Genomic DNA, 3,634 nt, shown 5'->3' on the forward strand with positions numbered 1-3,634 from the left:
TTTCCACTTGAACAGAGGTAATATCATCAAATTTTATCTTGTAACTCATAGAACCTCCCTACTGCAAGCCAGAAAACATTGTTTGTCCCAATACTGTATCTGTACGGGCCAACTCTTTTCCTGTAGCTGACATCAAGGCGATGTCTGTTCCCAATAAGGATGTATAGCTCGTCATCAACTGATAGAGCTCATTGAATTGTTTTTGATATAGGTTCAATCCTTCTTCATTATACCACAAAAAGAGAGAGTCTTTCGCTCCCTTTATTACTCCGGTAATTCTACCTTCAAGCTCATATCTGTTGGCTGCAACACTTTCTGAACCGCTGCAAGAAAGGCTAGTCCATTATCAGATGGAGAATATTGGAAGGTAATATGGATGACTTTTTTGTCAAACTTATCACCGTATCGTGCCACATACTGCTTGCTTTCGAGGAAATAGATGTAGTTGTTAAGTTTTTCTTGAAGTTTCAAGAGATGCTCCTCTTCTAATGACTCAATCCACTTGTTTTCATCAATCAACAACAACTCCAAATGGTCATCTGAAACACCCATCGCATCTATGCTTGTAACGTCTAGTTCAATTTCCTCAACTTCTTTAATGGACTCTATTACTTTAGGTGGATTGTCATATTTTTCCTTGAATTCCTTAAGAATCTTCTCTACCTTTTCTTCATCACACTGCCTGTATAATGGACTACGGTCTAATACATTACATAGTCTTTCATAGGTATAAGTACGTTTCTGCTCATCCGATAATTTTGAAATGCTTTCTATAATATTTCTTACCAATTCATCTGTTTCAATAACAAAGGGAAGGCTTGTATATCTTCTTAAACGACTACCTTGCATAGAAATATAATCAGTCACCTTATCTAATTTGACTAGGTCAGCCGATAAGCTAAAATCTTTCAAGATGTCAAAGGTTCTGCGTGCTATATCCCTATCACCTTCCACATACAAAGGATATAGGCAATATTCCATTAATACTCCAATATCTGTACTATCCACGTCATAAGAATCTCGTTGTCGAAAACGATACTTAGCTTCGGTCCCTAGAAAAACTTCAGCTTCTTTCCCTTCCTTCATTATTTCACGATAGTCTTTTACAAAATTTTGATAATCTTTAGGCTCTGGTATTTCAAATTTCTTCATTTATTTACTCCATTGGTTAATTCTACCTATTTCTATGTATTTACTCCATCTGTTGTTGAATGATAGTATTAAAACTTTGTCTTATTATAGCATAAAATAAATACAGAAAAAATAAAATGGGGAACTTAAGGAAAAAGAAAACCACCTGAAAAAAATATCAGATGGTAAACTTTTCAATCTTGAACAGACTAATAAGTTTCTTAGAATGTTATTTTTGTGATAACTTCTGCAACATTTCAGGAGAAATTGGGTCCACAAGAACATACTTGGCATCTAGCATATAGATTCCCTCAGTCAACGACTCTAAGAATTCCCGATAAGGAAGTTCGGCTAGTTTTTCGCCATCGGCTGTCATGATAAACAGTCGTGCAACTGCAACCTTACTTCCTCGATACTCTTGTAAATATTGAGGCTCTAGCTCTGGTTGAGATGGTAAGATTGTTCGTCCTTCACTATTTAGATAATTGATAGGGATAATGATATCCTCTCCATTTTGCTCTATTTTAAAAACTTGTTGCTCAGAGTAATAAGCATTTAGCTGTTGGGTAAAGCGCAAACGCTGGTCATAGCTATTTAAGAGTTGATCATCCGGCACATGGATAATCTGCCCTAGGTAGAGTTCATTGATGTAAATAGGACGTTTTACTCCCATAATTTCCACGATGGGATGAACTTTTACTTCCTTGGTCAATTCTGAAAGAGCTGATAAGAAAATATCCGTGAAATGAAAATCAAGAATGGAATCTTTATCATAGTCCACTCCATCATGTTCACACACACTTACATCTAAGAGAACCAGCAATGTTTTCAAGAACATCAAGGCTCCAGTCCAGTCAGAAGCAGTCGCCAAATCTGGAACAGATACCTGATAGGCTTGACCATCAAAGGATAGACGGAATCCTAGACTAGACTTCTCTTTGACCCCAAACTGAACAGAATGGAAATCCGAAATAAGAGAGTCCGCAGATGGCTTTAATCCTGCATCCTTAGCGGAAACGCTGTAACATTCAAAAAGTTCTGCTTGAAGCACCTCACCAATTCTTAGTGATTGGTTGCTTTTTATTGTAAAATTAACTGATTTCATCATAAACTACTTTCTTACTATCTTAACTATATAGGGAGATTTTTTCTAGTTCGAATTAGAGAAAACTTTTCTGCCTCGATTGGTAAAGAACAGTAATACAAATGTCCATACCTACTTTCAACTAAATTCTCCTCCTTCCATAATCCATTTCTATTTAAAAATTCTATATCGTCGGAAACAATCGTTACCCATGAATTGGGTTTATCTAAATTATCATCACTTCGTTGAAAAATATCCCATTTTTGTTCATTAAACCAAATATAATCTATAATTTTATATTTTTTTTCAACCTGTTTATCTGTCAAATATTTTCTATATTGTTTCAACTCTGAATCAAATAATTTATAACCATTATTCTCTGATAAAGGATCATAGGAAATCAAATAATATCCTGTACTATCACAATCAAAGTATTGATGTTCAATTCCATCAACCACTATGTATAATTTATCCATCATTCCTCCACGTAATACATTTTACCATTTTTCACAACTCCTACTAATACTTCCTCTCCTCCAACATTCAGATACATTTTTGACCCATCAGTTAGTTTGACTGAAGGAAATTTGGTGTCTGGCTTAACTATTTTATACTCCGGAATCAAATATTCATCAGACTTAATGAATCCATTACCCGATGCTGGATCAGCCTCTAGTTTTGTACCATCTCTATTACCTATCGGAATATCTATATAATCAGTGTCGTGTGTTCGAAATTCAATTCTGACAAATGCATCTGTTTTTAGTTTCAAATTACCATTCTGATCACGTACTGCAACCCTATTGCCATTTGCATCAATCATAGTTTCAACAAATGGAGAATTTTCATAATCAAGGCGCAAGCCATTCACTGCATCTTCAATGGTTTTAATATCAACCACATCTCCTCTTTTTGATATGAATCCACCAACACCCCATCCTTTAGAACCAAAATAATTATCTGCATCTTTAACAGGAATAATCTTCTGTAAAACAGTTTGTTCCGTTGGATTTGGTATTGATTTACGAATATCAATCATCATATCATACTCATATTGAGACATTTCAGTGATACGTGTATTCCTTAGCCTATTAAACTCATCCCAAGAAACACCATACTCTTTTAATTTTTGGTCAATGATTTCTCGAGTTGTTGATTGACTTGGTGATGGATTCGCTGTTCCCTTCACCCTCGGAAGTTCCCGACTAACTAATGGGGATTTGTTTAAGCCTAGTTGGAGTTTCTCCTTCGCCAGATACTGGTCAAAGTTACTGGATTCCCTCGCAAGTTTGCTTTCTTCCAGATTCTTCAGAATCTGTTCGCGGTTATACTTCGGTGCTTCGACATCGTGCACCCCCTTCACCTTCGGAAGTTCCCGACTAACTAATGGGGATTTGTTTAAGCCTAGTTGGAGTTTCT

Annotated in this window: 4 protein-coding genes and 1 pseudogene; all 5 read right to left on the bottom strand. The window is 35.9% G+C overall.

The annotated features are described in order from the left end of the window. Positions 1-58 precede the first annotated feature (58 nt). Positions 59-217 carry a hypothetical protein gene (locus FBF73_RS09670; protein ID WP_240798251.1) on the bottom strand — a complete coding sequence of 53 codons (159 nt, stop codon included), beginning with the start codon at positions 215-217 and terminating at the stop codon, positions 59-61. 47 nt (positions 218-264) lie between these two features. Next, positions 265-1,152 (bottom strand): NAD glycohydrolase inhibitor, encoded by an 888-nt coding sequence (ifs, locus tag FBF73_RS09675; protein WP_136937684.1) that lies wholly within the window; start codon positions 1,150-1,152, stop codon positions 265-267. 208 nt (positions 1,153-1,360) lie between these two features. Then, complete coding sequence (locus FBF73_RS09680; RefSeq protein WP_136937687.1) at positions 1,361-2,236, bottom strand: DUF4299 family protein; 876 nt, start codon at positions 2,234-2,236, stop codon at positions 1,361-1,363. Between the two features lie 26 nt (positions 2,237-2,262). Then, a complete protein-coding gene (locus FBF73_RS09685; protein WP_136937685.1) occupies positions 2,263-2,694 on the bottom strand; it encodes a hypothetical protein in 432 nt (143 codons plus the stop codon). After that, positions 2,691-3,634 (bottom strand): annotated as a pseudogene (locus FBF73_RS10170) (hypothetical protein); the annotation flags it as partial. The gene FBF73_RS09685 and the pseudogene FBF73_RS10170, both read right to left, overlap by 4 nt.

This window comes from Streptococcus mitis (genome assembly GCF_005144795.1).
Lineage (GTDB): Bacteria > Bacillota > Bacilli > Lactobacillales > Streptococcaceae > Streptococcus > Streptococcus mitis_BB.